21 protein-coding genes are annotated in these 25,330 nt (G+C 68.4%); 9 read left to right on the top strand and 12 right to left on the bottom strand.

Translation table 11 applies throughout. The annotated features are described in order from the left end of the window. The first annotated feature begins 84 nt into the window (after window positions 1–84). The 3 genes from DS837_RS03650 (at window position 85) to DS837_RS03640 (ending at window position 3,211) form a co-directional block, all read left to right on the top strand. A complete protein-coding gene (locus DS837_RS03650) occupies window positions 85–1,095 on the top strand; it encodes a TRAP transporter substrate-binding protein (RefSeq protein WP_149163455.1) in 1,011 nt (336 codons plus the stop codon). Window positions 1,096–1,223: 128 nt separating this feature from the next. After that, window positions 1,224–1,916 (top strand): TRAP transporter small permease, encoded by a 693-nt coding sequence (locus DS837_RS03645; protein ID WP_149163611.1) that lies wholly within the window; start codon window positions 1,224–1,226, stop codon window positions 1,914–1,916. Then, window positions 1,913–3,211: a TRAP transporter large permease gene (locus DS837_RS03640; RefSeq protein ID WP_149163454.1), complete on the top strand. Its 1,299-nt coding sequence runs from the start codon at window positions 1,913–1,915 to the stop codon at window positions 3,209–3,211. Before DS837_RS03645 ends, DS837_RS03640 begins: the two co-directional genes overlap by 4 nt. 90 nt (window positions 3,212–3,301) lie before the next feature. Here DS837_RS03640 and DS837_RS03635 read toward each other — a convergent pair whose 3' ends face one another. From DS837_RS03635 to DS837_RS03625, 3 genes are all read right to left on the bottom strand, one after another. Beyond that, window positions 3,302–3,658 (bottom strand): zinc ribbon domain-containing protein YjdM, encoded by a 357-nt coding sequence (locus tag DS837_RS03635; protein WP_145686769.1) that lies wholly within the window; start codon window positions 3,656–3,658, stop codon window positions 3,302–3,304. Between the two features lie 119 nt (window positions 3,659–3,777). Further along, window positions 3,778–5,376, bottom strand: coding sequence for a methyl-accepting chemotaxis protein (locus DS837_RS03630; protein ID WP_170295722.1), 1,599 nt, complete (start codon window positions 5,374–5,376; stop codon window positions 3,778–3,780). 67 nt (window positions 5,377–5,443) lie between these two features. Beyond that, window positions 5,444–6,199, bottom strand: coding sequence for a type 2 periplasmic-binding domain-containing protein (locus DS837_RS03625; protein ID WP_170295721.1), 756 nt, complete (start codon window positions 6,197–6,199; stop codon window positions 5,444–5,446). A gap of 221 nt (window positions 6,200–6,420) precedes the next feature. Here DS837_RS03625 and DS837_RS03620 point away from each other — a divergent pair, with 221 nt between their 5' ends. Next, window positions 6,421–8,472: a molybdopterin oxidoreductase family protein gene (locus DS837_RS03620; RefSeq protein WP_149163451.1), complete on the top strand. Its 2,052-nt coding sequence runs from the start codon at window positions 6,421–6,423 to the stop codon at window positions 8,470–8,472. A 118-nt stretch (window positions 8,473–8,590) separates the two neighbouring features. Further along, window positions 8,591–9,685, top strand: coding sequence for an NAD(P)H-dependent flavin oxidoreductase (locus DS837_RS03615; RefSeq protein WP_149163450.1), 1,095 nt, complete (start codon window positions 8,591–8,593; stop codon window positions 9,683–9,685). 10 nt (window positions 9,686–9,695) lie between these two features. On the opposite strand, the gene DS837_RS03610 is transcribed toward DS837_RS03615, so the two are convergent. The 7 genes from DS837_RS03610 to DS837_RS03580 all read right to left on the bottom strand — a co-directional run bounded on the left by DS837_RS03610 (window position 9,696) and on the right by DS837_RS03580 (window position 18,025). Next, window positions 9,696–10,733, bottom strand: coding sequence for a GGDEF domain-containing protein (locus DS837_RS03610; RefSeq protein ID WP_149163449.1), 1,038 nt, complete (start codon window positions 10,731–10,733; stop codon window positions 9,696–9,698). A gap of 121 nt (window positions 10,734–10,854) precedes the next feature. Beyond that, window positions 10,855–11,367, bottom strand: coding sequence for a pentapeptide repeat-containing protein (locus tag DS837_RS03605; protein WP_149163448.1), 513 nt, complete (start codon window positions 11,365–11,367; stop codon window positions 10,855–10,857). Between the two features lie 80 nt (window positions 11,368–11,447). Beyond that, window positions 11,448–11,942: a thioesterase family protein gene (locus DS837_RS03600; RefSeq protein ID WP_149163610.1), complete on the bottom strand. Its 495-nt coding sequence runs from the start codon at window positions 11,940–11,942 to the stop codon at window positions 11,448–11,450. 141 nt (window positions 11,943–12,083) lie between these two features. Further along, window positions 12,084–15,575, bottom strand: coding sequence for a methionine synthase (metH, locus tag DS837_RS03595; RefSeq protein WP_149163447.1), 3,492 nt, complete (start codon window positions 15,573–15,575; stop codon window positions 12,084–12,086). 61 nt (window positions 15,576–15,636) lie between these two features. Beyond that, window positions 15,637–16,110 carry a DUF29 domain-containing protein gene (locus DS837_RS03590; RefSeq protein WP_149163446.1) on the bottom strand — a complete coding sequence of 158 codons (474 nt, stop codon included), beginning with the start codon at window positions 16,108–16,110 and terminating at the stop codon, window positions 15,637–15,639. Window positions 16,111–16,163: 53 nt separating this feature from the next. Further along, window positions 16,164–17,045, bottom strand: a complete 882-nt coding sequence (gene metF, locus DS837_RS03585) for a methylenetetrahydrofolate reductase [NAD(P)H] (RefSeq protein ID WP_145626021.1) — start codon at window positions 17,043–17,045, stop codon at window positions 16,164–16,166. Further along, complete coding sequence (locus DS837_RS03580; protein ID WP_149163445.1) at window positions 17,042–18,025, bottom strand: ArsR/SmtB family transcription factor; 984 nt, start codon at window positions 18,023–18,025, stop codon at window positions 17,042–17,044. The genes metF and DS837_RS03580 overlap by 4 nt, the downstream gene beginning before the upstream one ends. Window positions 18,026–18,434: 409 nt before the next feature. Here DS837_RS03580 and DS837_RS03575 point away from each other — a divergent pair, with 409 nt between their 5' ends. The 3 genes from DS837_RS03575 to DS837_RS03565 all read left to right on the top strand — a co-directional run bounded on the left by DS837_RS03575 (window position 18,435) and on the right by DS837_RS03565 (window position 21,598). Next, on the top strand, window positions 18,435–19,211 hold the full coding sequence (locus tag DS837_RS03575; RefSeq protein ID WP_149163444.1) for an MlaA family lipoprotein: 777 nt from the start codon (window positions 18,435–18,437) through the stop codon (window positions 19,209–19,211). Between the two features lie 93 nt (window positions 19,212–19,304). Then, on the top strand, window positions 19,305–19,922 hold the full coding sequence (locus DS837_RS03570) for an MlaC/ttg2D family ABC transporter substrate-binding protein (RefSeq protein WP_149163443.1): 618 nt from the start codon (window positions 19,305–19,307) through the stop codon (window positions 19,920–19,922). Window positions 19,923–20,116: 194 nt separating this feature from the next. Continuing rightward, a complete protein-coding gene (locus tag DS837_RS03565) occupies window positions 20,117–21,598 on the top strand; it encodes a pentapeptide repeat-containing protein (protein ID WP_149163442.1) in 1,482 nt (493 codons plus the stop codon). 51 nt (window positions 21,599–21,649) lie between these two features. On the opposite strand, the gene ettA is transcribed toward DS837_RS03565, so the two are convergent. Continuing rightward, entirely contained in the window at window positions 21,650–23,326 is a 1,677-nt protein-coding gene (gene ettA, locus DS837_RS03560; protein WP_149163441.1) for an energy-dependent translational throttle protein EttA, read from the bottom strand. A gap of 124 nt (window positions 23,327–23,450) precedes the next feature. Between ettA and DS837_RS03555 the strand changes: the two genes are divergently transcribed. Beyond that, entirely contained in the window at window positions 23,451–23,918 is a 468-nt protein-coding gene (locus DS837_RS03555) for a YaiI/YqxD family protein (RefSeq protein ID WP_145626027.1), read from the top strand. A 4-nt stretch (window positions 23,919–23,922) separates the two neighbouring features. Here DS837_RS03555 and DS837_RS03550 read toward each other — a convergent pair whose 3' ends face one another. Further along, on the bottom strand, window positions 23,923–25,236 hold the full coding sequence (locus DS837_RS03550; RefSeq protein WP_149163440.1) for a DNA polymerase III subunit epsilon: 1,314 nt from the start codon (window positions 25,234–25,236) through the stop codon (window positions 23,923–23,925). Window positions 25,237–25,330 lie beyond the last annotated feature (94 nt).

Raw genomic sequence — 25,330 nt, 5'->3', positions numbered from 1 at the left:
GTCAGAAGCGAAATTATCGAACAATGAAAGAATATCAAAGGCCGGACCATCAGTCTGACCAATAACATGTGGAGGATGACCCCTATGAAGTTCGTTTCGCTGCTGTGCGCCACCGTTGCCGCCGGCTGCCTGATGGCCGCCACCGCCGCCACCGCGCAGGAGCCGATCGTCATCAAGTTCAGCCACGTCGTCGCTCCGGAAACCCCGAAGGGCAAGGGCGCCGAGAAGTTCAAGCAGCTGGCCGAGCAGCGCACCGGCGGCAAGGTGAAGGTCGAGGTCTACCCGAACAGCCAGCTCTACAAGGACAAGGAAGAGCTGGAGGCCCTGCAGCTCGGCGCCGTGCAGATGCTGGCCCCGTCGCTGGCCAAGTTCGGCCCGCTGGGCGCCAAGGAATTCGAGATCTTCGACCTGCCCTACATCTTCCCCTGCAAGGCCGCCCTGGTGAAGGTCACCACCGGCACGATCGGCAAGCAGCTGTTCCAGAAGCTGGAGAACAAGGGCATCACCGGTCTGGCCTATTGGGACAACGGCTTCAAGATCATGAGCGCCAACAAGCCGCTGCACGCCACGGCGGACTTCAAGGGCCTGAAGATGCGCATCCAGTCGTCGAAGGTGCTGGACGCGCAGATGCGCGCGCTCGGCGCCCTGCCGCAGGTGATGGCCTTCTCCGAGGTCTATCAGGCGCTGCAGACCGGCGTCGTCGACGGCACCGAGAACCCGCCGTCCAACATGTACACCCAGAAGATGCACGAGGTGCAGAGCCACGCCACGCTCTCCGACCACGGCTATCTGGGCTACGCGGTCATCGTGAACAAGAAGTTCTGGGACGGCCTGCCGGCCGACGTCCGCACCCAGCTCGACGGCGCGATGAAGGAGGCGACCGAGTACGCCAACAACATCGCCCAGGAAGAGAACGACAAGGCGCTGGAGGCGATGAAGGCCGCCGGCAAGACCAAGTTCTACGAGCTGACCAAGGACGAGCGCGCGTCGTGGCGCCAGGCCATGCTGCCGGTCCACGAGGACATGGCGTCGCGCGTCGGCAAGGAACTGCTGGCGAGCATCAAGACCGAGACCGACGCCGCCAAGTGCGAATAACACGGTTCGGCTAACCGGGCGGCACCCCCGCCCGGTCTTTTAAGAAAACAAGACAAAAGCACGGCCTTCGGCAAGCGCCCGCGCATACGACGCGGGCGCTTCCTCCTGCGCGCGGAGCCACCATGCCCATGAAAATCCTAGACCATCTGGAGGAGATTCTTATCGCCTTCCTGATGGCCGCGGCGACGACGATCATCTTCGTCGCTGTCGTCCACCGTTACGCGTCCGGCATCCCCGTCATCCAGGACTACATCCTGCATTGGAATCTGGCCTGGGCGCAGGAACTCTGCATCTACATGTTCGTCTGGATGGCGAAGTTCGGCGCCGCCTATGGTGTCCGCACCGGCATCCATGTGGGTGTGGACGTGCTCATCAACAAGCTGTCCGTCCCGATGCGGTCGAAGTTCATCGTGTTCGGCCTGCTGGCCGGCGCGACGTTCACCGGCGTCGTCGGCACGATGGGTTCCACCTTCGTCTGGCACATGTCGAACACCGAGCAGGTTTCGGCGGACCTCGAATGGCCGATGTGGATCATCTATCTGGCGATCCCGGTCGGCTCCTACCTGATGTGCTTCCGCTTCCTTCAGGTGATGGTCAACTTCCTGCGCACCGGCGAACTGCCGCACCACGACCACGGCCATGTCGAGGGTCTGGAGGAGGACATCACCGACCCGCAGCGCGCCGCGCAGGACGTCAACTGGTACGAGATGGACGACAACCTGCACCCGCACGACATCGCCCATCACGAGGGCCGCAAGCCCGGCAACGGCCCGGCCGCCGGCCCGACCGCCGGTAAGGGACCGAAGGAGAACGACCGATGAACGCCGCCATCATCTTCGGCCTTCTGCTGGTTCTGATGCTCACCGGTATGCCGATCTCGATCTCGCTCGGCCTGACGGTTCTGACCTTCCTGTTCACCATGACCAATGTGCCGATCGAGGCCGTGGCGCTGAAGCTGTTCACCGGCATCGAGAAGTTCGAGATCATGGCGATCCCGTTCTTCATCCTGGCCGGCAACTTCCTGACGCACGGCGGCGTGGCCCGGCGCATGATCAACTTCGCCACGGCGATGGTCGGCCACTGGCACGGCGGCCTCGGCCTCGCCGGCGTGATGGGCTGCGCCCTGTTCGCGGCGGTGTCGGGCTCCAGCCCGGCGACCGTGGTGGCCATCGGCTCCATCGTGCTTCCGGCGATGGTCGCCCAGGGCTTCCCGAAGCAGTTCGGCGCCGGCGTCATCACCACCTCGGGCGCGCTGGGCATCCTGATCCCGCCGTCCATCGTGATGGTGATGTACTCGGTCGCCACCAGTGGCAGCCCGCACGCCGCCTCGGTCGGCCAGCTCTTCATGGCGGGCGTCATCCCCGGCCTGATGCTGGCGGCGGTTCTGGGCGGCGTTACCTGGTATCGCGCGCGCAAGTTCGGCTATCCGCGCCTGCCGAAGGCCAGCCTGGGCCAGCGCCTGAAGGCTCTGCGCGAAGCGATCTGGGGCCTCCTGCTGATCGTCATCGTCATCGGCGGCATCTATTCCGGCATCTTCACGCCGACCGAGGCCGCGGCGATGAGCGCCGTCTACGCCTTCATCATCGCGGTCTTCGTCTACAAGGACATGCCGCTGCGCGGCGTGCCGAAGGTGCTGCTGTCCTCGGCCAGCATGTCGGCGATGCTGCTCTACATCATCACGAACGCGGTGCTGTTCTCGTTCGTGCTGACGTCGGAGAACATCCCGCAGGGCATCGCCGATTGGATCGTCGCCCAGGGGCTGGGCGTGATCGCCTTCCTTCTGGTGACGAACATCCTGCTGCTGGCCGCCGGCAATTTCATGGAACCGTCGTCCATCGTGCTGATCATGGCGCCGATCCTGTTCCCGGTCGCCATCAAGCTGGGCATCGACCCGGTCCATTTCGGCATCATGATGGTCGTGAACATGGAGGTCGGCATGTGCCACCCCCCGGTAGGCCTGAACCTCTACGTGGCGTCGGGCATCACCAAGATGGGCATCACCGAACTGACCGTGGCCGTCTGGCCGTGGCTGCTGGCGATGCTGGGCTTCCTGGTGCTGATCACCTACGTGCCGATCATCTCCACCTGGCTGCCGCGCGCGCTGGGGATGATGTAGTCCCTCGTTGCCGGGCGAAGGCCCCTAAGAAAAACCCCTCGCCGGAGCGCTCCGGCGAGGGGTTTTTCTTTTCGGGGCAGTCGGGGGACGTCACGCCTTCTTGACGAACTCCGACTTCAGGTTCATCGCGCCGATGCCGTCGATCTTGCAGGCGATGTTGTGGCCGTCGGCCCCGTCGACCAGACGGATGTTCTTCACCTTGGTGCCGCCCTTGACGACCAGGGACGAGCCCTTGACCTTCAGATCCTTGATGACCGTCACCGCGTCGCCGTCGCTCAGCGCGTTCCCGTTGGCGTCCCGCACCCCCTGATCCGCCGCAGCCTCCGCACCCGCGCCGCCTTCGGCCTGCGGGTTCCATTCATGGGCGCATTCGGGGCAGATCCACAGCATGCCGTCCTGGTAGACATGCTCGGAGTTGCATTTCGGGCACTTCAATCCGTCGTCCATATCATCCTCGCCGTTCGGGACCGGCATCCTAGTGCGGCGAGGCGAAATCCGGAAACGCAACTTGCCTGCGGCGGATGGAAACGCCCGCCGCAGGCAACCTGTGTTTCATTGAAAGCCGCTTATGCCGCCTTGATCGAGGCCAGGAACTTCTGCACCTCGTCGCGCAGATCGACGAAGCGCGCCTGAAGGGTCTGCGCGACCTCCACCGACTGGCGGGCCGCCGTCGCCACCTCCGACGAGGCGCCGGAGGCGACCGCGATGCTGCGGGTCACGGTGTCGGCCTCGCCGGCCACGGTGCGGACCCTCTCGGCGATTTCGCCGGTCGCGGTCAACTGCTCCTCGACCGCCGCGGCGATCTCCGTCGATCGCTGGCTGAGTTGCCCGATGGTTTCGGTGATGGCGCCGATGGCGGAGACGGTTTCCTTGGTGACGGATTGGATGGCGCCGATCTGGGTGGCGATCTCCTCCGTCGCCTTGGCGGTCTGGCTGGCCAGATTCTTCACCTCGCTCGCCACCACGGCGAAGCCCTTGCCGGCCTCCCCGGCGCGGGCGGCCTCGATCGTTGCGTTCAGGGCCAGCAGGTTGGTCTGGCCGGCGATGGAGGTGATGAGGCTGGTGATCTCGCCGATCTTCGCGGCGCCGGCGGCCAGCGCCTCCACCGTCTTTCGGCTGGCGTCGGCGCGGTCGATGGCCTGGGCGGACATGGCGACCGACTGCTTCACGCTCTCGGCGATGCTGCGGATCGATTGGGTGAGCTGCTCCGCCGCCGCGCTGGCGGTCTGGACGGTGCGGCTGGTCTCATCGGCGGCGCCGGCCACCGAGGCGTTGCACTGATCGGCGCGCAGCGCGCTGTCCAGCATGCTGCCGGCGCTGCCCTTCATCTGCGAGGCGGCGGTGGAGGCCTCGCCAACCGTCGCCTGGACCGAGCGGTCGAAGGCGGCGGCGAGGCGGGTCAGCCGTTCCCCCCGATGCGCCTCCTCCGCCTGCCGGGCCAACTTCTCGGCTTCGAGCTGCTCGCGATGCTGGGCGTTCTGGCGCAGCATGTCGATGGTGCGGGCCATCGCCCCCATCTCGTCGCGGCGGTCCAGCGCCGGCACGGCGACCGCGTAGTCGCCCTGGGCCAGCCGCCCGACCATCGCGGTGATCTGCATCAGCGGGCGCGTGATGGCCGAGACGACGAGGTAGAGCGCCGCCATGATGGCGAGGAAGGCGACCGCCCCGACGGCGATCTGGGTCGCCGCGTCGGCGGTCACCCGCGCCTCCACCCGGTCCGTGCGCAGGCGCAGGACGAACTCGCCGATGGTCTTGCGCTGACCGGCCTGCCCGCCGACGATGGGTTTCACCACCTCGATGAAGCCTTTCGCGGCCTTGGTGTCGCCGACCTCGGCCACCACCTTGGCCTTGTCGTCGCGCACCTGGGCGCCGAGGAAATCGGGATCGGCAGACGGCGCCTTGGCGACCTCGCGCACCTGCTCGGTGTCGAAGTCGTAGAGCGGGATCGCCGCCGCGCGGGCCTGCAGCGACGCCACCATGTCGGCGCGTGCCGCCAGCGTCTCCTTGGCCTGGTTGGCCGAGCCGTGCACGCCCCAGGCGATGGCCAGCACCTGATAGATCAGCAGCACGCCGCCGATCAGCAGCATCGCCCGCAGGCGCAGCCCCAAACCACCGCCTTGATTCCCGCTGTCCGGCATCGCGTCTGCCGCTCCGCTGACCGTCATGATCCGCCCTTTTCCTTGCTGAACAACCGGTTGCCGAGGTCGGCGCCCGACGACGCCCGCCGTGGCGTCACTGGGTCGCCTTGAACCCGGCTTCGAGCTTCGCCAGAACCGCCGCGGCGTCCGGGGTCTTCTTCGAAACGACGATGTAGACGTCCAGACTCTGGACCGGCGTCGCCTTCAGGTCGGGAAGCGTCTTACCTCCCAGCGCCTGCTGCATCGGCAACGAGTATTGCAGCAGCGTCGGCGCCCGCCCGGCCTGGAGAAGCTGGAGCGCCTGATCGGCGGTGCGCGCATCGACCATCTGCACCTTGTTGGCCGGGTCCTCCATCCAGGCGCGCCAGCCGCCGTAGGAATAGCCGTTCAGCGCGATGACCGCCTTGCCCGACAGATCCTCCTTCGCCTTCACCGCCGGGGCGTCGCCGATGCCGTAGGCGTTCAGCTCGATCCGGGCGATGGGGGCGGCGCTGATCAACGTGGTGCCGTCGAACTCCTTGACCGTGCGGATGCCCAGGAAAATGTTGAACTCGCCCTCCGCGATGCCGGAGAAAAGGCGGCGGGCCGGGGCCGATTCGGCGGTGTAGGCGATCCCGGCCGCCTTGGCGGCCTTGTCGAACGCCTCGATCAGGCTGCCCTTCGCGGCCCCGCCGTCGGTCTGGGTGTAGGGCGGGAATTCCACATAGCCGAGCTTGACGCCGTCCGCCCGCGCCGTGGCGACCCCCGGAGCGGCCATACCGGCAACCGCTCCGATCATGGCTCCGATCAGGCTGGCGAACACCCCGGCCCGCAGCGTCCGCCGGGCGCCTCCGGCAACATTCGCGATCATACGGCTTCCCCTTGCTGTGTCGTTCCGTGCTCGCGGCGGAGAAAATGCCGCCTTATGAGGGTATTTTTCGGAAAACATACATCTTTCCGCGACGCGCCTCCACAAGGATAGGGCTGCAATATTGAAATCTCATGGCAGTCCTTAAACAATCCTGACCGGTTGCGAAAAGCCGAACGCCGGACATAAGCTGAACACCGTTCCCCCCGCCGAGGCGTCCTTCCGTGAACTCCGTCTTCCTGCCGACCGCCTGCCCGCACGATTGCCCCAGCACCTGCGCCCTCGAAGTGGAACGGGTGGCGCCCGACCGCATCGGCAAGGTCCGCGGGGCCGCCGCCAACAGCTACACGGCGGGCGTCATCTGCGCGAAGGTCAGCCGCTATGCGGAGCGCGTCCATTCCCCGGATCGGCTGAAGACCCCCTTGCGGCGCACCGGTCCGAAGGGGGCCGGCCAGTGGGCGGAGATCGGTTGGGACGAGGCGCTGGACCGCATCGCCGACGCCTTCCTGGACGCCGAGCGGGTCCATGGCCCGGAAGCCGTCTGGCCCTACTTCTACGCCGGCACCATGGGGCTGGTGCAGCGCGGCGCCATCCAGCGGCTGCGCCACGCGAAGGGCTATTCCCGGCAGATCAGCACGGTCTGCGACACGCCGGCCAACATGGGCTGGCTGGCCGGCCACGGCGACATCCGCGGCGCCGACCCGCGCGAGATGGCCGAGAGCGACCTGATCGTGAACTGGGGCGGCAACCCGGTGGCGACCCAGGTCAACGTGATGACCCACGTCAGCCGAGCCCGCAAGGGCCGCGAGGCGACGCTGGTCACCATCGACCCCTACCGCACCGGCACGGCGGAGGTGTCGGACCTCCACCTGATGCTGCGCCCCGGCACCGACGGCGCGCTGGCCTGCGCGGTGATGCACGTCCTGTTCCGCGAGGGTCTGGCCGACCGTGTCTATCTCGACCGCTACGCCGCCGGGGCGGAGCGGTTGGAGGCCCATCTCGCCACCCGAACGCCCGAATGGGCGGCGGCGATCACCGGCCTGACGGTGGAGGAGATCGTCGGCTTCGCCCGGCTCTACGGCACGACCAAGCGCAGCTATCTGCGGCTGGGCTACGGGCTGACGCGCGCCCACAACGGGGCGGCGCAGATGCACGCGGTGTCCTGCCTGCCGGTGGTCACCGGCGCCTGGGCGCACAAAGGAGGCGGGGCGCTCTACTGCTCGTCGGGCATCTACAGCATCGACCGCACCCTGTCGGAGGGGCTGGACCGGCTGGACACGTCGGTGCGCGGCTTCGACCAGTCGCGCATCGGCGCGGTGCTGACCGGGGAGGACATCAAGAGCGGCCCGCCGGTCACCGCCATGCTGATCCAGAACACCAACCCGGCGGCGATCTGCCCGGACAGTGCCCACGTGCGCCGCGGCTTCCTGCGCGACGACCTGTTCGTGGCGGTGCACGAACAGTTCATGACCGACACCGCGCAACTGGCCGACATCGTCATCCCCGCCACCACCTTCCTGGAGCATGACGACCTCTACCGCGGCGGTGGCCAGATGCACATCCTGATCGGCCGGAAGGTGATCGAGCCGCAGTTCGAATCGCGCGAGAACCACTGGGTGATTTCCGAACTCGCCCGCCGCGTCGGCGCCGAGCATCCCGGCTTCGGCATGAGCGCGCTGGAGATCATCGACTCCATGCTGAAGACCTCCGGCCTGACCGACGCCGCCACCCTGACGGAGCAGCGCTGGATCGACGCCCAGCCGGATTTCGAGACCTCGCATTTCCTGAACGGCTTCGCCTTCCCCGACGGGCGCTTCCGCTTCGCGCCCGACTGGTCGGCGCTCGGCCCCTACGGCGCCGGCCAGTTGCCAGAGTTGCCGGACCACATGGCGCCGGGCCGCCCGGCCGACGCCGAGCATCCCTTCCGCCTCGTCACCGCCCCAGCGCGGCAGTTCCTCAATTCCAGCTTCACCGAGACGGTGACCGCCCAGCGCCGCGAAGGCCGCCCCACCGTCCTGATCCATCCAGAGGACGCGGCGGAGCTCGCCCTGGCCGACGGCGACGCCGTGCGCCTCGGCAACGGGCTGGGCAGCGTCGTCGTCCACGCCAAGCCCTTCGCTGGCGTGCCGCGCGGGGTGGTGATCGTGGAGGGCATCTGGCCGAACAGCGCCTTCCTGGAAGGGATCGGCATCAACACCCTGACCTCGCCCGAGCCGATCCCCCCGGCGGGCGGCGCCGCCTTCCACGACACGGCGGTGTGGCTGCGCGCCGCGTGACGTGGCCACGGCCTACCATCACCGGACATGATCCGTCCCATCTGAACAAATCATTTTTCACGATGGCCGGACTGCCCTAGCCTTCCTCCGCGGATCACCGAAAGCGGAGGGCGGCGCGATGCCGGTTCACAGCAGTCTGACCCAGCGCCTGGGCCTGTCCCACCCCATCGTCCAGGCCCCGATGGCCGGGGGCGCCGACACGGCGGACCTCGTCGCCGCGGTGGGCGAGGCGGGCGGCATTGGCTTCATCGGGGCGGCCTACCTGACCCCGGAGCAGATTGCCGAACGGGCACGGACGATCCGCGCCCGGACCGCCCGCCCCTTCGGAATCAATCTGTTCGCCCCCCTGCCCGCGCCCGACGCGCCGGACGCCGGAACGATAGACGCGGCGGTCGCCCGCATCGCGCGCTACCACGCCGACCTCGGCCTGCCCGCTCCCGGGACACCGGCTCTCGGCGCCGACGGCTTCGCCGCCCAACTGGCGGCGGCGCTGGACTGTGGGGCGGCGGCCTTCAGCTTCACCTTCGGTATCCCGCCCGCCGACGCGCTCGCCGCCATCAAGGCGCGGGGGATGCTCCTGATCGGTACGGCGACCGGCGTCGAGGAGGCCATTGCGTTGGAACAGGCCGGCATGGACGCCGTGATCGCCCAAGGCGCGGAGGCCGGAGGACACCGCGGCAGCTTCGCCACCGGTCCGGAAGAGGTGGATTTCGCCGCCGGACTGGTCGGCACCATGGCGCTCGTCCCACAGATGGTGGATGCGGTGGACCTTCCCGTGCTGGCGTCCGGCGGGATCATGGACGGGCGCGGCATCGCGGCGGCGCTGGCGCTGGGCGCCGCCGGGGTGCAGATGGGCACCGCCTTCCTGACCTGCGCGGAGGCCGGCATCCCCGAGGCGCACAAGCGGGCGATCCTCGACGCCCGCGAGACGCAGACCCGCGTGACCCGCGCCTTCTCGGGCCGTCCGGCGCGCGGGATCGTCAACCGCGTCATGGAGGACATCGCGGACGGCGACGCCCTGCCCTTCCCCTTGCAGAACACGCTGACCCGCCCGATGCGCACCGCCGCCGCCCAGCAGGGCCGGGCGGAGTTCCTGTCGCTGTGGGCCGGTCAGGGGGTACGGCTGGCGCGGCGGCAGACGGCGGCGGAGCTGATGGCGCGGCTGGTGGACGAAACCGACGCCGCGGTCCGGCGCCTGACGGGAAATCCCTGACGGGCGGCGGTCAGCCCGCCACCGTCCCCTCCGCGCAAACGCGGTTGCGGCCGCCGCGCTTGGCGGTGTAGAGGGCCTCGTCGGCGCGGCGCATCAGGGCCAGCAGGTCTTCGCCGGGGCGGTATTCGGCCGCCCCGACCGACAGAGTGACCGAGCCGTAATTGGCGTTGCGCGACCGGTTGATGATCTGCCGCGACCCCACGGAGGCGCGAAGCTGCTCAGCCAGCTTCACGGCGTTCTGAAGCCCGGTGTGCGGCAGGATGACGCTGAACTCCTCGCCGCCGTAACGGGCGACGGTGTCGCGCCCCTTGACCCCTTCGGTCAGCACCTTGGCGACCAGCTTCAGGACATGGTCGCCGACGAGATGGCCATGGGTGTCGTTGAAGCGCTTGAAATGGTCGATGTCCACCATCAGCAGCGCCATCGGCATTCCGGTCTGCACCGCCTCCTCCGCGGCGGAGGCCAGCGCCAGATCGAAGCCACGCCGGTTGGAGATTCCGGTCAACCCGTCGGTCATCGCCTCCCGACGCGCGGAATCCAGGACGACGCGCAGCTCGGCCAACTGCTGGCTGGATTCGAGAAGCTGGCTCTGCAGGCGGGTCTGGCGGTCCACGATAGCGGTCGTCTCCGCCGCGATGGCCGCCACCATGGCGCGCAGCTCGGCCAAGCTCATCGGCTGGTCCAGTTCTCCACGGAAACCGGCCAGCGCCTGCCCGTAGCGATCCGTCTCCGAGCCGACACTGCCCAACTGGTCGAGGATGCGCCCCAAGGCGACGCGCGCCCGCTCCGACGTTTCGCGGATCGCCTGGGCTTCGGCGTCGAGCGTGAAGAAGCGCTTGTACAGCTCGTCGCAATGGCCCTGCGACAGCGTGGCGCCGTCACGCTGAGCCAGTTCGATGGCGCGCGTCAGGTCCGGGTTCTGCCCGCCGAAATAGGCGTACCAGAGGGTAAAGTTCTCCGGGTTCGGCAAAAGCCCATGGACGGCGATCCGATCCATGGCGCGGCTCGCGAGAATCCGCGCCGTCTCGAAATCCTCTTCGCCCGCCATTGCCGCCGCCTTTCCACTGCTCATAGGGGAAAAAGGCTACCGCAGCGGGAAAGAGGCGAGCAAGCAACTTTCGGGTAGGGTTATTATAATACGGTGAGAGGCAAATTTACTTGCCGTTTCATCAGTTGCACTGTCCCACGGATTTCTCGGCGCACACCGTCGTGCCGTCGATCCAGGTGGCGCCCGACAGATCGGCGTGCCGCAGGTCCGCACCGCCCAGCCGCGCTCCGGTGAAGTCGGCCTTTTGCAGGATGGCGTTCACCAGCTTCGCGTTGCGCAGGTCCGCTTCCTTCAGGGATGCCCCGGTCAGGTCGGCGCGGGTGAAATCGGCCTCGATCAGGCGGGCGCCGTCCAGCTTCACCCCCGGCATGGTGGCGCTGAAGAATTTCGCGCGATAGCCGTCGGTCTCCGACAGGTCGGCATCCTTCAGCGTGGCCCGCTGGAAGGTGGCGTCGCGCAGCATCGCCCCGGCCAGTTTCACAGACGACAGATCGCGCCCGTCGAAGTAGCAGCGGCGCCAGTTCACCTTCGGCTGAGCCGGATCGGTGCATTCGGCCAATGCGGCGGAGGGGACCAGGGCGGTGCCCAGGAAGGTGGCAAGTACCGCGAAGGCGGCGAAAATTGTCGTCTTCATGCGCCAACAGATAGTGTCGCGCGGGCCGAATAACAAAGGGTCCGGCGCAACAAAAGGCCGTGGCCGGCAGCGACCTACCGTCACGCCCCCTTCGGCGTGCGCAGCCCGACCGACCGACCGGCCTGCGGCGGCACGGGCAGAGCGGCGTGCTCCGCCACGGCGCGGGCCAGCCGCTCCGCGGCGTCCGGAGCCAGCGGCACCGACCGGCGCTCCGCCAGATCCACATGGACCAGAACGAATTCCGCCGTGGCGGCGAGGAATCCGTCTTCCTCATGGCGCATTTCATGAAACAGATGCAGCCGTTTGGCGTCCGCGCCCAGGACAAGGGACGTGAAGGTCAGGCCGTCGCCCTCCGTCACCTCGCGGGCATAGGTCAGGTGCGCCTCCACCGCGAACATCGACCGCCCCTCGCCCTCCGCATAGGCCTTGCCGATCCCGAAATGGTCGAGCACGGCATCGGTCGCATGATCGAAGGCGAGCAGATAGTAGGCCACGTTCATGTGGCCGTTGTAGTCGATCCACTCCGGGCGGACGGTTTCCCGGTGCAGGCGAAGCGGGGTGGGCGAATGGTTCATGCCCTCAAGGATAAGCGATGCCGCCACGCTTTGGGAACCGGCTTGGATGGTCAGCCGGGCCGGTTCCGACCATCCTGAAGGCGCCTCCTTCCCCATCGTAACGCAGGAAAGGAGGCGATGCCCCGCTTCAGGCGGCCTGCATCACACGCTGAAGTATTTCGCCCGCGGATGATGCAGGACGATGGCGGACGTGCTCTGCTCGGGGTGGAGCTGGTGCTCGTCGGACATCTCCACGCCGATCCGCCCGGCGTCGAGGAGCTTCAGAAGCTGCTCCTGGTCGGCGAGGTTCGGGCAGGCCGGGTAGCCGAAGCTGTAGCGGCTGCCGCGGTAGGTCTGCTGCAGCAGCTTCTCCTTGTCGCGGCTGTCCTCGGCGCCGTAGCCCAGCTCAGCGCGGATGCGGGCGTGGACATACTCCGCCATGGCCTCGGTCATCTCCACCGACAGGCCGTGCAGGTAGAGATAGTCCTGGTAGCGGTTCTCGGCGAACCACTCCCGCGCCACCTCGGCGCAATGCTGGCCCATGGTGACGATCTGGAGGCCCAGCACGTCGCGCTCGCCGTCGTTCACGTCGCGCAGGAAGTCGGCGATGCACTCGCCGTCCTCCTTGGCCTGACGCGGCAGGGTGAAGCGGGCGACCTCGCTGGTCCCGTCCTCGGCGAACAGGAGGACGTCGTTCCCCTCGGCCGCCGCCTTCCAGTAGCCGTAGACCGCCTGAGGCCGCAGGATCTCTTCCTTCGCGGCGATCTTAAGGATGCGGTCGAGCACCGGGCGAAGCTCCTTCTTCGCCCACTCCTTGAACTCCTCGAAGGACTTGCCGTCCTTCCGGTAGCCCCACTGGAGCTGGTAGAGCATGCGCTCGTTCAGGTAGGTCACCAGCGTCTTCAGCGGCACATGCTCGATGACCTTCGGCCCCCAGAAGGGCGGAGTCGGCACCGGCACGCCCTCGGCGAGGCGGGCGCGGCGGGCGCGGATGGCGTCCTTGTCCACCGGGCCGACGGCGGCGCTGGTCGCCTGCCCCAGCACGCGGCGGCGGTTGACCGCCCGGCCCGACCGCTTGGCCTGCTGGATGGCGAGCTGCTGGTCGAAGCTGCCGCCCACCACCTGATCCATCAGGGTCAGGCCGTCGAAGGCGTCCCCGGCATAGGCCACACGGCCCGAGCCGTAGGAGGCCACGCAATCCGTCTCCACATAGGCGCGGGTCAGGGCGGCGCCGCCGAGCAGGACCGGAACCTCCAGCCCCTCGCGGGTCATCTCCTCCAGATTCTCGCGCATGACGACGGTGGATTTCACCAGCAGGCCGGACATGCCGACGGCGTCGGCCTTGTGCTCCTTCGCCGCCTGGATGATCGCGCCGATCGGCTGCTTGATGCCCAGATTGACGACCTTGTAGCCGTTGTTGGTCAGGATGATGTCCACGAGGTTCTTGCCGATGTCGTGGACGTCGCCCTTCACGGTGGCCAGCACCATGGTGCCCTTCTGCTGGCCGTCCAGCTTCTCCATGTGCGGCTCCAGCCACGCCACGGCGGCCTTCATGGTCTCCGCGGACTGGAGCACGAAGGGAAGCTGCATCTTGCCGGCGCCGAACAGCTCGCCCACCACCTTCATGCCGTCGAGCAGGTACGTGTTGATGATCTCCAGCGGCGGGTGGGTCTTCATCGCCTCGGCGAGATCGTCCTCCAGCCCGGTGCGGTCGCCGTCGACGATGCGCTCCTTCAGCCGCTCCTCGACCGTCTCGGCGCGGGCCTTCTTCTTGGCGTCCGCGGCCTTGCGGCCCTCGAACAGGGCGATGAAGGCCTGGAGCGGGTCGTAGCCTTCCGCGCGGCGGTCGAAGATCAGATCCTCGGCGGTCTTGACCTCCTTTTCGGGGATCTGGTGCAGCGGCATGATCTTCGACACATGCACGATGGCGCCGGTCATGCCGCGCTTCACCGCGTGGTCGAGGAAGACCGAGTTCAGCACGTGGCGGGCCGCCGCGTTCAGGCCGAAGGAGACGTTGGACAGGCCCAGGATGATCTGGCAGCCGGGCATCTCGCGGCTGATCGCCTCGATGCCCTCCAGCGTCCAGATGGCCAGCTTGCGGTCGTCCTCGTTGCCGGTGGCGATGGTGAAGGTCAGCGGGTCGAACAGCAGGTCGTGGGCCGGCAGACCGAACTCGTTGACCGCCAGATCATAGAGGCGCTTGGCGACGGCGAGCTTGCGCTCCGGCGTCTTCGCCATGCCCTCCTCGTCGATGGTCAGCGCGATCACCGCCGCACCGAACTTCTTGGCCAGCGCGAGGCGCTTGCGGGCCGGCTCCTCGCCGTCCTCGAAGTTGATGGAGTTGATGATCGCCTTGCCGCCGTAGAGCGCCAGCGCCTTCTCCAGCACGATGTATTCGGTGGAGTCGATGACCAGCGGGGCGGTGACCGAGCCGGCGAAGCGCTGCACGACCGCCTGCATCTCGGCCACCTCGTCGCGGCCGACGAAGGCGGTGCAGACGTCCAGCGTGTGCGAGCCTTCCTTCACCTGCTCGCGCGCCATCTCGACGCAGCCGTCCCAGTCGTTCTTCTCCTGAAGCTCGCGCCACTTCTTGGAGCCGTTGGCGTTGCAGCGCTCGCCGATGGCGAAGAAGGCGTTCTCCTGGCGCAGCGTGACCTGGGAGTAGAGCGAGGCGACCGCGGGCACCCAATGGACCGTGCGGCCCTTCGGGTTCGGGCGGTGCGACCCCGCCGGGGCCAGCTTGCGCAGCATCTGGTTGGCCGCCGCGATGTGCGGGACGTTGGTGCCGCAGCACCCGCCGACGAGGTTGACCCCGTCCTCGGTCACGAACCGCTCCAGCCAATGGGCGAAGTCGTCGGCGCGCAACGGATAGTGGGTCTTGCCGTCGACCAGTTCCGGCAGGCCGGCGTTCGGCTGCACGGAGACGAGGCCCGGCCAGTTCTGGCTCAGCCACTTCACATGCTCGCTCATCTCCAGCGGGCCGGTGGCGCAGTTCAGCCCCATCAGCGGCACGTCCAGCGCCTGGATCACCGTGGCCGCCGCGGCGATGTCGGTGCCGACCAGCAGCGTGCCCGTGGTCTCCACCGTCACCTGGACGAAGACGGGCGTGTCGGACCCGGCCTCGGCGCGGGCGCGCTTGATACCGTTGACGGCGGCCTTGATCTGCAGCGGGTCCTGGCAGGTTTCGACCAGGATGGCGTCGGCGCCGCCGGCGATCAGACCCGCGGCCTGTACGAAGAAGCTGTCCTCAAGATCCTGATAGGGGATGTGGCCCAGGCTGGGCAGCTTGGTGCCCGGCCCGACCGAGCCGATGACGAAGCGCGGCAGCCCGTCCGTGAAGGTCTCCGCCGCCTCGCGCGCCAGTTCGACCGCGCGCTGGTTGATCTCGAACGCCTTCTCGGAGATGCCGAACTCGCCCAGCGTCACCGGGGAGGCGCCGAAGGTGTCCGTCTCCACCATGTCCGCGCCGGCCTCGAAGTAGCCGCGGTGGATCTCCCGCACGATGTCCGGGCGCGACAGCGGCAGGATGTCGGTGCAGTTCTCGTGCCCCCAGTAGTCCTTCTCCACATCGAGATCGAGTGCCTGGATGCGGCTGCCGAACCCGCCGTCGCAGAGCAGGACGCGGTCGCGGAGAGTGTCGAGAATGTGCGGCATGGGAAGGGTCTGGTCCGTTTCGGAAGGAAGGTCGGGCGGAGAGGTTCAGGAAGTCAGCGTTTCATTCAAGACCGTGGCGGTTCACCGGCCACCAGTCTTCGTCAAGAAGCTGTTCGAGCGCGTAGGGGCATTCGGACGGCAGATCCCGCTCATCGACGCGATCCTGTCCAAGCCCGTCACTGGCGAAACCGCATCCACGGCGGAACGCGAGATCAAGGTCCACATGGCCTTTCAGACTGGGACTGTCGGCAAGCGCATCCACGGCGGCGGCCCGCTGTTCGCGCACCGACCTCCGCCATCCGCCGCGCGGGTCCGGTGCGGGGGAAAACTCCAGTTTCAGCAAATGCTCGATGACGCGGGCCAGATGGCTGTTGATCGCACGCCGGTCGCTCTTGCCCATGCCCTCGATTTCCTCCGCCACATGGTCCCAGTCGATGGGCGTGTTCAGCCGCTCCCGCGCCGCTTCGCGCAGCAGACGAGCCTGCTCCTGGGTCCAGGCGTAGAAATCGTCGTCATACCCGATCCGGCTGTCCATGGCCCTCCCTCCGCGACCGCGATCATCCGCAACACCCTATCACAGGGGGGCGGTCAGGACACCGCCGGCTGCTTCGCCTTGACGCCCAGCATCCGGCAGATGGCCACCGTCAGGTCCGAGCGGTTCAGGGTGTAGAAATGGAACTCCTTGATGCCCTGGGCCTGGAGCGCCTGGCACTGCTCCGCCGCCATGGTCGCGGCGACGAGTTGCCGGGTCTCCGGGTCGGCGTCCAGCCCCTCGAAGGTCTCGGCGAAGCGCTGTGGCATCGCCGCCCCGCACTTGCCGGCGAACTCCACCGCGCGGGCGAAGTTGGTGATCGGCAGGATGCCGGGCACGATCGGCACGGTGATGCCGGCGGCGGCGCAGCGGTCGAGGAAGCGGAAATAGGCGTCGTTGTCGAAGAAGAACTGGGTGATCGCCCGCGTCGCCCCGGCGTCCACCTTGCGCTTCAGGTTGTCCAGGTCGAACTGCGCGCTCGGCGCCTCCGGATGGCACTCCGGATAGGCGGCGACGGAGATCTCGAAATCGGCGACCTTCTTCATCCCGGCCACCAGATCGGCGGCGTAGGCATACCCGCCGGGATGCGGGACGTAGCGCCCGCCGACCCCGCCCTCGGTCTCCGGCGGATCGCCGCGCAGGGCCACGAGATGGCGGATGCCGGCGTCCCAGTAGGTGCGGGCGATGGCGTCGATCTCCTCGCGCGTCGCACCCACGCAGGTGAAGTGGGCGGCGGCGGGGATGCCCGTCTCCTTCTGGATGCGCGTCACCGTGTTGTGCGTGCGTTCGCGCGTCGAGCCGCCGGCCCCGTAGGTCACCGAGACGAAGGACGGGGCGAGCGGGGCGAGGCGCTGGATCGCCTGCCACAGGCTCTGTTCCATCTTCTCCGTCTTGGGCGGGAAGAATTCGAAGCTGACCGACGGGATGCCGGACGTCATGACTGGGCTCCGCTGATGGAGAGGATGGAGGGGTCGGCCGGGGATGCGCCCTTCGCGGCGCGCACCGCCGGCCAGATGGATACGGTAAGCGGTTCGCCCGGCAGATGCACCACCGTGCCGCAGTCCAGACCGCATTGGCGGCACCAGGCGGCGACCTCGGCGTCGGAGAAGCCCAGCCGGCGGTGCGCGTGCTCCGCCCGCAGGGATTCCAGGGCGTGGGGAGCGAAATCGACCAGCAGCAGCAGGCCGCCGGGCCGCAGCACGCGTGCCGCCTCGGCCAGAAGATCGGCCGGCGCCTCCGCGAAATGCAGCACCTGATGGACGACCGCCGCGTCGAAGGAGCCGGATGGGAAGGGAAGCTGGTACATGTCCGCCTGCCGGACGTGGCAATGGCGGAGCGCCGTGTCCTCCAGCTTGGTGCGGGCGATGGACAGCATCTCGCGCGACTGGTCGACGCCCACGGCGCGCCGGGCGCGCGGCCCCAGCACCTCCAGCATGCGGCCCGTGCCGGTGCCGATGTCCAGGAGATCCCCCACTCCGTCGGCGGGGATCAGGCGCAGCAGCGCCTCCTCCACCTCGCGTTCCGGGACGTGGAGGGAGCGGATTTCATGCCAGCGGGCGGCGTTCTCGCGGAAGTAGCTGGCCGCCGCCTCGGAGCGGGTGCGCTTGATCGCCTCCAGCCGCTCCAGGTCCAGCGTCAGCGTCGGGTCGTCGGACGGAATCGCATCGACCAGCACCCGCGCCAGCTCCGCCGAAGCGCCGCGTTCGGTCAAGCGGTAGAAGGCGAAGGTGCCTTCGCGGAAGCGGTCGAGAAGACCGGCGTCGCACAGGAGCTTCAGATGGCGGGACACCCGCGGCTGGCTCTGCCCCAGGATCTGGGTCAGCTCCGTCACCGTCAGCTCGCCATGCGCGCACAGCGCCAGCAGCCGAAGCCGCGTGGTCTCCGCCGCCGCCTTCAATGTCGCAAGCAGTTCGTCCATGACCGCCGACACCGTCCCGAAACGCCCCGAAGGGCCGGCGGACCACTACGGCCCGCCATGCGGGATACAGATATAAAGATATCTTTATGCAGCGTAAACACGTTTTCTCCGATCACGCTTTCTATCGGGCGGTTCCGGCCGACGGGAAGCCCGGAGGGGACGCGAAGGGCGCGGCAATCCTACCACATAGGGCGGTATCCGTATGACGACCTCGCGTGGCACGCTGGTCAAAAGGCGGCGCCTGTGTTAGGCACGGAACAAAGGGATCGCACGGATTTTCCGGGCGATGTCCTGTCCGGCAGCGTCCGTTGCCGCCCGGCGAGGGGTCGAACCCTTTGGACGTGGCGCGACGGGGCCGCGGAATCGGATGCCCCGCCCAAAGTCGTGTCCCCAGAAAGAGCCGTCGCCGATGAAGCTGGCCAACCTCTCCCGCTCCCTTCTTCGCTCGGCCGCCGTGGCCGTCGTCGCCCTCGGCATGGCGGGCTGCGCAACCGCGCCCGGCAGCAGCGAGGCCGACGTCACGGTGAGCGATCCGCTGGAGATTCCCAACCGATTCGTCTTCGCCGTCAACGAGACCGCGGACATCCTGCTGATCCGTCCGGCGACGGAGGTCTATGTGGGAGTCGTCCCCGACCCGCTGCGCCAGGCGGTTCACAACTTCGTCCAGAACCTGCTCGGCCCGCTCTACATTGCCAACAACCTGCTGCAAGGCGATTTCGAGGGCGCCCAGGTCGCCACCGGCCGGTTCATGACCAACACCATCCTCGGCATCGGCGGCCTCGCCGACGTGGCGACGGAGGCCGGAATCGGCGACCGTCCGGAGGATTTCGGCCAGACGCTGGGTGTCTGGGGCGTCGGCCCCGGCCCTTACGTGGTGCTGCCGTTCCTCGGCCCGTCGAACGTCCGCGACACGCTGGGCTACGGCGTCGACACGCTGGCCGACCCGTTCCGCATCGGCACCAACGCCGCCGGGGCGGACAACGCGATGTACGGGCGGACCGCCGCCGCCGGTCTGGATCGCCGCTCGCAGCTCCTGCGCGAGATCGACGACCTGCGCAAGAACTCGCTGGACTTCTACGCGACGGCCCGCAGCCTCTACGCGCAGCAGCGCCGCGCCGCGATCGCCAACGACATCGCGCCGGCGACGCCGGAATTCCCCGATTTCGACGAACCCGCCAAGAAATAAGGAGGAGGCCTGCCGCGGTGCAGCCGTCCGCGCTCGATCCCTTAACCGATTGAGTGTTGACAAAGCCCCCGCGGCAGCCACTTTTGCCTTGCCATGCTGACACGTCGCCTGTTTCTCGTGTGCGCGGCCCTGCTCGCGGTGAGCAGCTGGGCCGCCCGTCCCGCCGCCGCGCAATCGGCCGATCCGGGCGCGACCGCGTTCATCCAATCGCTGGGGAACGAGGCCGTCGCCACCTTCTCGAACAAGAGCCTGTCGCGCGAGCAGGCGGTGCAGCGCTTCCGCGGCCTGCTCTATCAGGGCTTCGACGTGGCCTACATCGGGCGTTGGGTGCTGGGCCGCTATTGGAACTCCGCCACGCCGCAGCAGCACGACGAATACCAGAAGCTGTTCGAACGGCTGATCGTCAACACCTACGCCGACCGCTTCGTCGAATATTCAGGCGAGACCTTCCGGATCTCCGGGTCCCGCGTCGAAGGCGAAGCGGACACCATGGTCTCCACGCAGATCGTCCGCCCCAACGGCCCGCCGGTGAATGTGGACTGGCGCGTGCGCAAGCGCGACACCGCCTACAAGATCATCGACGTGGTGGTCGAGGGCGTGAGCATGGGCGTGACCCAGCGCCAGGAATTCGCCTCCGTCATCGGCCAGAACGGCGGGCGGGTCGAAGGCCTGCTCCAGGCGCTGCGCCAGAAGGTCGGCAGCGCCGGCTGACCCTTCGCTCCGCGCGTCCCGGACGGACCGGACCATCTCAAGGGCTGCCTTCGGGCGGCCCTTTTTCATGGCCGCATTTCATGGCCCCTTTTTCACGATGGCCCAGACGGCGATTCCGTGACGAACACCGCCGGAAGGGGTATGGTCCCGCCCGAAGCCTCTCTTGTGTGTTGCAGCAGCGGGCGCCCCATCCGATGGCCGACCGGACTCAGAACGAGATCGAAGAGATCAAGGCGATCATCCTCGCCCACCAGACGTGGCTGACGCGCCGCGGCGGGCGGCGGGCCGATCTCAGCTTCCGTGACCTTTCGGGCCTCAACCTCGACCGGGTGAACCTGAACGGGGCGAAGCTGGCCGGAACCAATCTGGTCGGCGCCCGCCTCGTCCGGGCCGACCTCTCGCAGGCCGACCTGTTCGGCGCCGACATGGAAGGGGCGAACCTGACCGCCGCGACCTTGATCGGGGCGGATCTGCGCGGCGCCAACCTGCACCGGGCCATCCTGACCGACGCCAACCTGCGCGGCGCCGACTTCCGCGCCGGGTCGCTGATGAACGGAACGGACGACAAGCCGCGCAGCGATGGCGTCACCCGCCTGACCGAGGCCAAGATGGAGCGCTCCATCCTGGCCGGGGCGAACTTCACGGGCTGCGACCTCAGCGGCGCCGATCTCAACGACGCCGACCTGACGGGCGCCGACATGACCGCCGCCGTGCTGGTCGGCGCCGATTTCTGGGGCGCCACGCTGGATGGCGTGACCTTCGACGGCACGACCATCGACGAGGCGACGCTCGACCGCAACTACCTGCCCGCCTCCCTTCCCAAGAACGCCATCGTCAAGCCGGCCTACAAGCCGATGCCGTCCGAGGCGTTCCTGGAGGCCGTCGCCGAGCATGAGCGCTGGGTGGACAGCCAGGGAGCGGAGGGCCGCCACCTCGATCTCGACCTCGTGTCGGTGATCGGGGCCGACCTGACCGGCCGCGTGCTCGCCGCGGCGCGGCTGCGCCGCTGCCGCCTGATGGGCGTGCGGCTGCGCAAGGCGAGCCTGGAGATGGCCGACCTCTCCTATACCGAGATGATCGGGGCCGACCTGACGGAGGCCTGCCTGAACGGCACCAATCTGCGCCGCGCCGGGCTGTCCCGCGCCGTCCTGGCGCGCGCCGACGCCCGGCCCGCCCGCCTGTCCGGCGACCGCCTCTGGCCCGCCAACTTCGACGGGGCGAACCTGACCGGCGCCGATCTGCGCGACGCCCGGATGGAGGACGCGGTGCTGCGCTCCGCCAAGCTGGGCGGCGCGAAACTCGACGGCACGGGAATCACGGTGACGGTGCACACCGCGCCACCGCCGCCGCCAGCGCCGGAAGAGCGGCGGGCGCAGAAGCGCTACGCCCAGCCCTGTCTGGTCGTCCAGACCGACCGCGGCACCCACTCCTCCCGCAACTGGTCGATCGGCGGGATCTGCCTCTACGCGCCGGACGATCGGTTCGAGGAGGGCGAGACGATCGAGGGGCGCCTGTCCATGGCCGGGCGGGACGACATCATGGCCACCGCGCGGATGGTCGTGGTGCACAAAGGCGTGGGGAAGGGGCAGGTGTCCGTGCGCTTCCACCAGTATGGCGACGATCTCAAGCAGCTCTTGAAGACCGCCTTCCTGGAGCATCAGAAGCTGGAGGGGTAACCGGAAGACGCTCCCTCTCCCGAGGCGGGAGAGGGAGTTCGCAGGAGCCGCTTAGGAACGGACCAGCGGCTTGTACTTGATGCGGTGCGGGTTCACCGCATCCTCGCCCAGACGGCGCTTCTTGTCGGCTTCGTAGGCTTCGAAGTTGCCCTCGAACCACTCCACATGGCTGTCGCCTTCGAAGGCCAGGATGTGGGTGGCGAGGCGGTCGAGGAACCAGCGATCGTGGCTGATGACCACGGCGCAGCCGGCGAAGCTTTCCAGCGCCTCTTCCAGCGCGCGCAGCGTGTCGACGTCCAAATCGTTGGTCGGTTCGTCGAGCAGCAGCACGTTGGCGCCGGACTTCAGCATCTTGGCGAGATGGACGCGGTTGCGCTCACCGCCGGACAGCTGGCCGACCTTCTTCTGCTGATCCGGGCCGCGGAAGTTGAAGGACGAGACGTAGGCGCGGCTCGGCATCGACTTCTTGCCGAGGTCGATCACGTCCAGCCCGTCGGAGATCTCCTCCCACACCGTCTTGTTCGGGTTCAGCGTGTCACGGCTCTGGTCGACATAACCCAGCTTCACCGTGTCGCCGACGCGGAAGGCGCCGGCGTCCGGCCCCTCCTGTTCGGTGATCATGCGGAACAGGGTGGTCTTGCCGGCGCCGTTCGGGCCGATCACGCCAACGATGCCGCCCGGCGGCAGGCGGAAGGACAGGCCGTCGATCAGCAGACGGTCGCCGAAGCCCTTGTTGATGCTCTCGGCCTCGATGACGACGTTGCCCAGGCGCGGCGGCGTCGGGATGACGATGCGGGCCTCGCCCGTCGCCTCCTTGCCGCTCTCGGCCAGCAGCGTCTCGTAGGCGGAGATGCGGGCCTTGCTCTTGGCCTGACGGGCGCGCGGGGACTGCCGGATCCATTCCAGCTCGGTGGAGAGCTGCTTCTGGCGGGCCTCCTCGGCGCGGCCTTCCTGCTCCAGACGCTTCTGCTTCTGCTCCAGCCAGGAGGAGTAGTTGCCCTCGTAGGGAATGCCGGCGCCGCGGTCGAGTTCGAGAATCCAGCCGGTCACGTTGTCGAGGAAATAGCGGTCGTGGGTGACCAGGACGACGGTGCCCTTGTAGTCCTCAAGATGCTTCTGGAGCCACGCCACGGACTCCGCGTCCAGATGGTTGGTCGGCTCGTCGAGCAGCAGCAGGTCGGGCTTTTCCAGCAGCAGCTTGCACAGAGCCACGCGGCGCTTCTCACCGCCGGACAGCTTGGTCACGTCGGCGTCGCCCGGCGGGCAGCGCAGCGCGTCCATGGCGATCTCGACCGTGCGGTCGATGTCCCAGGCGTCGGCGGCGTCGATCTTCTCCTGAAGCTCGGCCTGCTCGGCCAGCAGCGCGTCGAAGTCGGCGTCGGGTTCGCCCATCGCCTCCGACACGGCGTTGAAGCGGTCCAGCAGCCCCTTGGTCTCGGCCAGGGCCTCCAGCACGTTCTCCTGCACCGTCTTCGTCGGGTCGAGCTGCGGCTCCTGCGGCAGGTAGCCGACCTTGGCCCCCTGCGCGACCCAGGCCTCGCCCGAGTAATCCTTGTCGAGACCGGCCATGATCTTCATCAGCGTCGACTTACCGGAGCCGTTGACGCCGAGAACGCCGATCTTCACGCCGGGCAGGAAGGACAGCCAGATGTTGTCCAGAACCTTCTTGCCGCCGGGGTAGACCTTGGACAGGCCCTTCATCACATAAACATACTGATAGGACGCCATGCGCCGCTCCGCCCCTTCTGCACAAAAAGGAAAAATTTCAGGACGCCACCGGCGGCGCCACTTCGCTCGCCCAGGGTTTTAGCGCATAAGGACGCGGCATGAAACGGCGAAGGAGGGAGGCCGGGTGGTCGAGATTTATGTGGATGCCGATGCCTGCCCGGTAAAGGCCGAAATTTACCGGGTGGCCGGGCGCAGCGGAATCAAGGTTTGGATCGTCAGCAACGGCCCGCTCCGCCTGCCCAACGAATGCCTGTCGGAACTGGTCGTCGTCGGGTCGGAGTTCGACGCCGCCGACAACTGGATCGCGGAGCACGCGACCGAGGCCGACATCGTGGTCACCGCCGACATCCAGCTGGCCGACCGCTGCGTCAAGAACCGCGCCGTGGTGATCGGCCCGACCGGCCGCCCCTTCACGGAGGACAGCATCGGCTCGGCCATCGCCACCCGCGCGCTGATGCAGGACCTGCGCGACATGGGCGTGGTCAGCGGCGGCAACAAGCCGATGAGCCAGCAGGACAAGTCGAAGTTCCTGCAGACGCTCGACCAGGCGGTGCAGGCGCTGAAGGCCGGGCGGCGGCCGAAATGGCGGTAAGGCATCACTCCGGAAGCGCGCCGGCCTGACCGGCGGCGAAGGCCCGCGCCTGCCCGTGTGTGGCGATGCCCCGCTGGTCCAGCCGCGTCATCAGCGCCGCAGCCAGTTCCGCCTCGACCAGGGCGGGCGCGAAGGGCCCCATGCGGCGGTCGGTGGCGATGCCGAAGGCCGCGGACAGCTGCTCCAGCGACGCCCCCTCCAGCGCCGGGTCGAGGGCCGCGGACAGCCGCGCGAGGTCGAGCGCCGGTGGCGCCCCCGGCTCCGGCAGGCCGGCGTCGCGGCAGGCGCGGGCCAGCGTGCCGAGCGCCGTATCCACCCCCCAGCCGACCACCGCGCAGCCGCGCAGGGCGTCGGCGATCACCGGCCAGGCCGCGGCGAAGGGGCGCGCGCCCTCCACCATCGCCGCGGTCACGCCGTGGGAGGCGGAGCCCTCCGCCGGGATCGGCGCGCCGGGATCGATGAACAGGTCCAGCGACAGGCTGCGGAAGACACGCGGCCCGACCATCCGCACCGTGCCCACCGCGACGACCGGCCCCTCCTCCGGACGCCCGGTGGCGGTGGCGACCCACAGGCTGACCATCGGCAGGGCCAGCAGCGGGTCCTCGTCGCCGAGATGGACGGGACGGGCGCTGGGGCGCAGCAGCCGCCGCTCGCCGGACAGCAGCGGCGGCGCCTCCCCCGCCTTCGCTGGGAACACCAGGGCGATCCCCGACTGAAGCCCCAAATCCTTGACGCGGACCGGCACCTCCCCCCCTTGGGCGCGGCGCAGCAGGGCGGAGACCATCTGGCCATCCTCACGCGCCCGCTCGATGGCGCGGAACAGTTCGGGGCGCGACAGGTGGTCATAGATGTCGGCCCCCGCCACCAGCCCCAGATGAGCCGAGGCCGCGGGGTTCAGCGTATCGATCCGACCGAAGTCGTCGAGCACCACCACCGGCTCCTCCAGCGCGGCGATCACCCCGGCCAACCGCTCGCCCGGGCGATGCTCCCCATGGCGGCCGTGGCGCAACGCCTCCGCCGCCGCGCGCGCGAGGTCGCCGGCCTCGTCCTCCTTCGCATCGGCGGCGAGGGAGACGGCGCTGCGCCCGCGCCACGCCGACAGGGTCTCACGCAGCCGGCCCAGATCGCGGAAATGGCGGTTCAACCGGGCGAAGGCGATCCACAGCGCCAGCACGCCGAGTCCGACCGCCCCCATGTCCAGCAGGGAACGCTCCGGGTCGGCGACGGCCAGCCGCCCGATCTCCACCCCCAGGAAGGCGAGCGCCATGCCCGCCACCACAAAGCCCAGCACCGCCGAACGCCACGCCCCGCCCCGCATCGGGCCGCCTCCACACACCGTCAGGAAGTCGGGACTGTAGCGCTCCCGGATGCCGGCGGAAAGGGAGCGGGCGGATCAGCCCTCCCGCTCCTGC

This window comes from Azospirillum brasilense, assembly GCF_008365405.1.
Taxonomy (GTDB): domain Bacteria; phylum Pseudomonadota; class Alphaproteobacteria; order Azospirillales; family Azospirillaceae; genus Azospirillum; species Azospirillum brasilense_D.
Note: the sequence above shows the minus strand (reverse complement) of the source record. Positions and strands in the feature narration are given on the sequence as shown.